General features: G+C 33.7%; 7 protein-coding genes. 3 read left to right on the top strand and 4 right to left on the bottom strand.

Annotated features, from left to right (window positions below; all coding sequences use genetic code 11):
• Window positions 1-72 precede the first annotated feature (72 nt).
• Both ACT8VG_RS06690 and ACT8VG_RS06685 read right to left on the bottom strand, forming a co-directional pair.
• On the bottom strand, window positions 73-1,059 hold the full coding sequence (locus ACT8VG_RS06690; RefSeq protein ID WP_444195461.1) for an asparaginase: 987 nt from the start codon (window positions 1,057-1,059) through the stop codon (window positions 73-75).
• Window positions 1,060-1,116: 57 nt separating this feature from the next.
• A complete protein-coding gene (locus tag ACT8VG_RS06685) occupies window positions 1,117-1,749 on the bottom strand; it encodes a Crp/Fnr family transcriptional regulator (protein WP_444195460.1) in 633 nt (210 codons plus the stop codon).
• Window positions 1,750-1,819: 70 nt separating this feature from the next.
• Between ACT8VG_RS06685 and ACT8VG_RS06680 the strand changes: the two genes are divergently transcribed.
• From ACT8VG_RS06680 to ACT8VG_RS06670, 3 genes are read left to right on the top strand one after another with little or no spacing between them, the layout of a single operon-like run.
• Window positions 1,820-2,662 carry a YitT family protein gene (locus ACT8VG_RS06680; protein ID WP_444195459.1) on the top strand — a complete coding sequence of 281 codons (843 nt, stop codon included), beginning with the start codon at window positions 1,820-1,822 and terminating at the stop codon, window positions 2,660-2,662.
• A 50-nt stretch (window positions 2,663-2,712) separates the two neighbouring features.
• Window positions 2,713-3,198 carry an HD domain-containing protein gene (locus tag ACT8VG_RS06675; protein ID WP_444195458.1) on the top strand — a complete coding sequence of 162 codons (486 nt, stop codon included), beginning with the start codon at window positions 2,713-2,715 and terminating at the stop codon, window positions 3,196-3,198.
• 30 nt (window positions 3,199-3,228) lie between these two features.
• On the top strand, window positions 3,229-3,780 hold the full coding sequence (locus tag ACT8VG_RS06670) for an SOS response-associated peptidase (protein WP_444195457.1): 552 nt from the start codon (window positions 3,229-3,231) through the stop codon (window positions 3,778-3,780).
• Here ACT8VG_RS06670 and ACT8VG_RS06665 read toward each other — a convergent pair.
• Together ACT8VG_RS06665 and ACT8VG_RS06660 are read right to left on the bottom strand one after the other, a co-directional pair.
• Window positions 3,751-4,218, bottom strand: a complete 468-nt coding sequence (locus tag ACT8VG_RS06665) for a YbaK/EbsC family protein (RefSeq protein ID WP_444195456.1) — start codon at window positions 4,216-4,218, stop codon at window positions 3,751-3,753. The genes ACT8VG_RS06670 and ACT8VG_RS06665 overlap by 30 nt on opposite strands.
• A gap of 77 nt (window positions 4,219-4,295) precedes the next feature.
• On the bottom strand, window positions 4,296-5,672 hold the full coding sequence (locus tag ACT8VG_RS06660) for an ROK family protein (RefSeq protein WP_117458457.1): 1,377 nt from the start codon (window positions 5,670-5,672) through the stop codon (window positions 4,296-4,298).
• Window positions 5,673-5,702: the final 30 nt, after the last annotated feature.

Here is a 5,702-nt window from a genome sequence, read left to right as displayed (position 1 = left end):
CTCTTCAAATTTAAAAGAAAAGACTGTTAACATTTAGTTTGTCAACAGTCTGAAAAGGCTTTCGAGCCTTTTTTAGTAGTTTAAGAAGTAATCATTGATTACTTTTTTATCTTTTGTGATTGTGAGAGAAAGCATTAATAGAATACGCGCTTTATAAGGAGATAGGTTATTAGCCCCTAGACATACATGCTTAGGATCAAAATAATCATCCTGGAAGATAATACTGTTCGTTACACGGCTCGCACGTACAAAGACAATACCCTGATCAGATAATTCTTCAATACGCTGACGCCACGCCTTGGAATAGTTTCCGCTCCCTGTTCCAACAATCACAATACCTTCATTATTTTGTGCAAGGAAGTCAAGAATATCAGGAGAAGCACCCACATAGTAGTCAGCAATTGCGACATGAGCTAAATCTTTGATTGGTTTACGTGAAAAGACTGAATAAGTTGTATGTCTCTTTAATGGCTGAGAAGAGAAATAGACTTCATCATCCTTCATATAACCTAGATTGGCGAAAGCTCTCTGGTCAAAGGCATCAATCTTATAATTACTGATCTTCTGGATATCTCTACCGGAGAAAATAGTACTTGAGAATAAGCACATTACACCACGACCCCAAGCTTCACTATGACTTGCAAGCATAATTGCCTGGAATAAGTTAAATGGTCCATCGGCACTTGTTGCAGTTGCAGGACGCATTGCCCCTGTTAAAACAACAGGTTTTAATGTATTGACTGTTAAGTTTAAGAAGTAAGATGTTTCTTCCATTGTATCAGTTCCATGAGTCACGACAATTCCATCAATATCCTGCTGATCTGCAAGTTTATTAATATGTTCAGTTAAAATCAACCATCTTTGATCATCAATTTCATTAGAATAAACCGAGAAAAGATTATCTAAAACAATCTCAACACGATCTCTTATATCTGGAATAGAAGATAATACTTCATCTACAGAAATAGTACCTGCTTCATAATTTGTTGTTTTACCTGCAGCACCACTTCCTGCAATCGTACCACCTGTCGCTATAATCGCAATTTTTTTCTTTTTCATATTTTTTAACACCTCGTCAATAATTATATTTTAAACAAAACTTGAATGCAATAATCTCTATTCAGTGTGTTCTAGAATATGCTTCAATGTTTTAGAATCCGTTACAGAAACAATTCCATACTCATACAAAACAGCATTTTCCTCTTTCAATTTCTTCATAATACGTGATACTGTCACTCTATTCATATCTAAACATCCTGCAATATCTTCATGTGTATAAGGAATGGATTTTCTTCCGTTATCTGTTTCAATAAGAAGGAAATCAGCCACCTTTTGCGTACTATTATAGTTCACTAATCTTTCAATTGTATGTGTCAAATAGTTGCATGTAGAAGTCAGATGCTGAAGCATAAGAATCATGAGATCATTATTATTCTGTAATATAGGCATCAAATCAGTAATATGACAACGGATGAATTCTGCATCAGTAATCGTGGCCATATTTGCTTTACGTACAGAATGGTTTAAAAAAGAACCATCACCAAAAATACGTCCTTTCTTTAATACCTCCAAGGTAATCTGTTTACCCTGTGAATTACTTAAATAAGCACGCACACGTCCTTTGATTAAAAGATAGATATCATTTGCATCATCACTCTCATAAAAGATAACTGTCTTTGAAGGCAATACACAACGTTCACCTACTGATTCAAATAAATAAAAATAGTTTTCTGGAATAATGATATTCATATGTCCTCCATTGTAGCCTAGACTACTGTCTTGTCTCTTTTTATCATTATAATATTCCTGGGTGATGAAAATGAAGGAAAAAGTATTATCAATGGTAAAAATCTTGGTTGGTGTCGCTTTGACTGATATAGCACTTGGAATGATTGTATTACCACAATCCTTCGCTGCAGGAGGCGTAACAGGTTTGTGTGTTATTTTAAGTAAGATGATTCCATTACCAGTCTCAATTCTTGTATTAATTTGTAATGCGATATTATTTATATTAGGTTATATATTTATTGGTAAAGAATTCATTTTCAAGACATTGATTGTCAGCATCATCTTCCCATTTGGGTTAGATCTATGTCAGAAATATAATTTCTTAGCTGAAATGAATTCTGATCCTTTAATGAGTGCTATTCTTGCGGGTGTACTTATTGGGGCAGGGGTAGGACTTGTACTTTTAGGTGATGGATCTTCTGGTGGTTTTGATATTATTGGAGTGATCTTACAGAAGTATTTCAAAGTTCCTGTTTCTATCGTTATGAATGTATGTGATATTACAGTTATTTTGATTCAGGTGGCATCTAATCCCTTTATGAAGAATGTATATGGTATTCTTGCGATTATGATCTGTACTATAACAGTCAATAAAGTATTGGCATATGGTCAATCACAATGTGAAATCATGATTATGAGTCAGGAATATGAAAAAATTAGAGATCGTATTTATAAAGAAATTGATGTTGGTCTCACTTTATTAAAAGCTGAAACAGGTTATTTAAGAGAAGATATGCAGGTCATTTTAGTAGTCACACAGTATAAGAAGATTGCGACTATTAAGAGAATATCTGTAGAAATAGATCCTACTTCCTTTGTTTTTGTGAGTGATGTTCATTCAGTCATTGGAAAAGGCTATACATTATCACGTTAAGACCTACGGGTCTTTTTCTATTTGTGCTACAATAGATGCAGGTGATAAATATGTTAGAAGAATTAATGATGAAGATGATTGAATTTGACTGTGGAGATCCTAAGCGTATCCAGCATTTCATAAAGGTACATAGCTTTTCTAAGTTAATTGGTGAAAAAGAAGGATTAGATGCACATACACTCTTTGTATTAGAAGCAGCCAGTATTTTACATGATATTGGAATACGTGTATCAGAAGAGAAATATGGCTTTCAAAATGGAAAGTTACAGGAACAAGAAGGACCTGCACCTGCAAGAGAAATATGTACTTCTTTAGGATTTAAAGAAGATGATATAGAAAGAATATGTTTCTTGATTGCCCATCATCATACATATACTGATGTAGACGGAATAGATTATCGTATCTTGTTGGAAGCAGATTTTTTAGTTAACGCATTTGAAGACAATGCTTCTATTGAATCTATTCAGCATGCCAAAGAGAGTTTTTTTGAAACAGAAACAGGTAAGCATATATTAGATACAATGTTTAAGTCATAGTTTTTCTATGACTTTTTTTGGAGGATTATTATGTGTGGACGTTACTATTTAGATGAACAATTAAAATATGATTTAACAAGATGGGTGATTATTCCAGATGGACATATATTTCCTTATGGTGATATTCATCCCGGAGAAGAAGGTTTCATTATATTAAAGGGTCATTACGGAGACTATAAGACATGGGGTTATCCATTAGATAAGAAGTGTGTCTTTAATGCACGCATTGAAACAGTATTAGAAAAGAAGATGTTTAAAGAAGATGCAGTAAAAAGAAGATGTATTATTCCAATCAGCGGTTTCTATGAATGGGATAGAGCGCATACGCAATATCGCTTTACTAATCATCATATTCTTTATCTTGCAGGCATCTATCATGATAATTACTTTACAATACTTACAAAAGAAGCAGAAGACATCATGTCAGGAATCCATTCAAGAATGCCTGTCATTGTTTCATTTGAAGATATAGATTTATGGCTTAATGAAGGAAGAGTATACAAAAAAACCAAAGACTCTTTAGAAGTCCTTGGTTCTCATAAACAAATGTCATTAGATGATATCAGTGACATCAATCCATGATTCCTGGTGGGCATATTTTTCTAATTCTGGAATAGTGAGCTTAATAGCGCTATTAGGACTGCCACATGCTGGATAAACATGATTAAAACGTTCTAGAGACTCATCAAGATAGACTTTAATACCTTCTTTTAATCCAAAAGGACAAACACCACCTACTGGATGACCAGTCAAAGATTCTACTTCATCCCCGTGAAGCATTTTAGCTTTTTTATGAAAGAATGATTTATATTTCTTATTGTCGATTCTTGCATCCCCGGCCATTACAATCACAATGACTTCATCTCCGACATGAAAAGACATTGTTTTCGCAATTTCCTGTTCTTTACAGCCAATAGCTTGTGCTGCAAGTTCCACAGTTGCACTTGATACAGGAAACTCTACAATATGTGTATCCATATTATACTGCTTGAAATAATTCTTCACTGAATTTAAAGACATAATAACTCCTCCTATCAACATACTAACTAGATATGTTTATAAGGATTATAGCATAAAAACTGAGTTTTTCAATAAACTCAGCCTTTATTTTCTTCTTGAATAGAAAGAATCAAAGCACCTAACAATCCATATTCTTTGAAATGTTCAATAAAGTGGATATTAGGAAGATATTCTTCAGGGAAGTATTTCTTTAATGATTCTCTTAATTCATGTTTATTTGTATATTTAGATGAGACAATCAACATCTCTGGATCATAGATAGAAATCACTGCAGCTGCCTGATAAGTAAGACATTCTAACTGTCCTTCAGGAGTTTTTTTGAATTCTTCTTTATTAAATGGAAGAAATTTGGCTTCTCCTGCAATTTTATGGGCTCCTTCTATTAATTGCCCCTTAAAGACAGAGCCTATACCACAAGCACCTCCTGTAGAGGCCTGATAGAGAAATGAGATTGTCTGGTATTTATTCTGTGAAATATAATAGCCAGATACAAGGGCGTTGACATCATTAAATAAATAGAAACGTTTATTTGGATAACGCTTATTAAGTGGTCTTAAAACGTTGATTCTTTGGTTATGCAAGTCCATATAACCATCTCGAATGATTCCTGGAAGACTAATTCCAATAATAGGAATATCTGGATGAAAGAGTAATACTGTATCAAGGATATCAAAGAGGTCATTCACCTGAAAATCAAACTTAACGACTTCATTATCTAATAGTGTTTTATTGTTAGGATCAAAAACACGATAGATCATTCTTGTACGATGACTTGTGCGTACTGTTGCGATAGTTAAGATTTTTGTTTGGTGAGGCACTGGACGACTAATGACAGGTAAACGAGCCGTAGTTGGATGTCGACGAGACGATAAATGTTCATCTAAAAATTCTAATAATGCGCCTGCATCATATTTTGCGAATATTGTAGAAGGAATAGTGAGTACTGTCTTCTTTTTAAAGCATGTTTCTAGTTTTGTCTTTTTAGAACTTACCTGTGGAGCTACAAGAATCACATCATAATTCTTCGCAATATCATAGAGTTCATGATAAGCAATCGCATCAAATTCATAGTTCTTAGATAAAAGCATAGTCGCTTCATTGAGTTGTGCGGCAAACATACCTGTTGTGAGGCCACTTGTACATGTTAAAAGAACACGAACGGGAGGTTCATTGATTAGCTGTTTGACACATTGAAGCATTTCTGTATATAAAGAAATGGCATGGCTCATAGTATGCATTTGAAAATGAAGATAGAAGTCTATCTTATCAGTTACAAGATTTGTGACTGATAATTCAATCAGGTTATGATCATTAAATATCACTTCGGCATGACAATAAGGCGTTGTAAGAATAACTTTTTTACCTTCTTCTTTAATATTACAGCCTTCAATAGACTGAATGAGAATCCATTCCTTGAATAATAATGTATGTATATCTCTTAAAAATTCATCCATTTTAATCACCTCAACAAAAGTATATCAAAA

It is taken from the genome of Catenibacterium sp., assembly GCF_052354645.1.
Taxonomy (GTDB): Bacteria; Bacillota_I; Bacilli_A; order Erysipelotrichales; family Coprobacillaceae; genus Catenibacterium; species Catenibacterium mitsuoka_A.
Note: the sequence above shows the minus strand (reverse complement) of the source record. Positions and strands in the feature narration are given on the sequence as shown.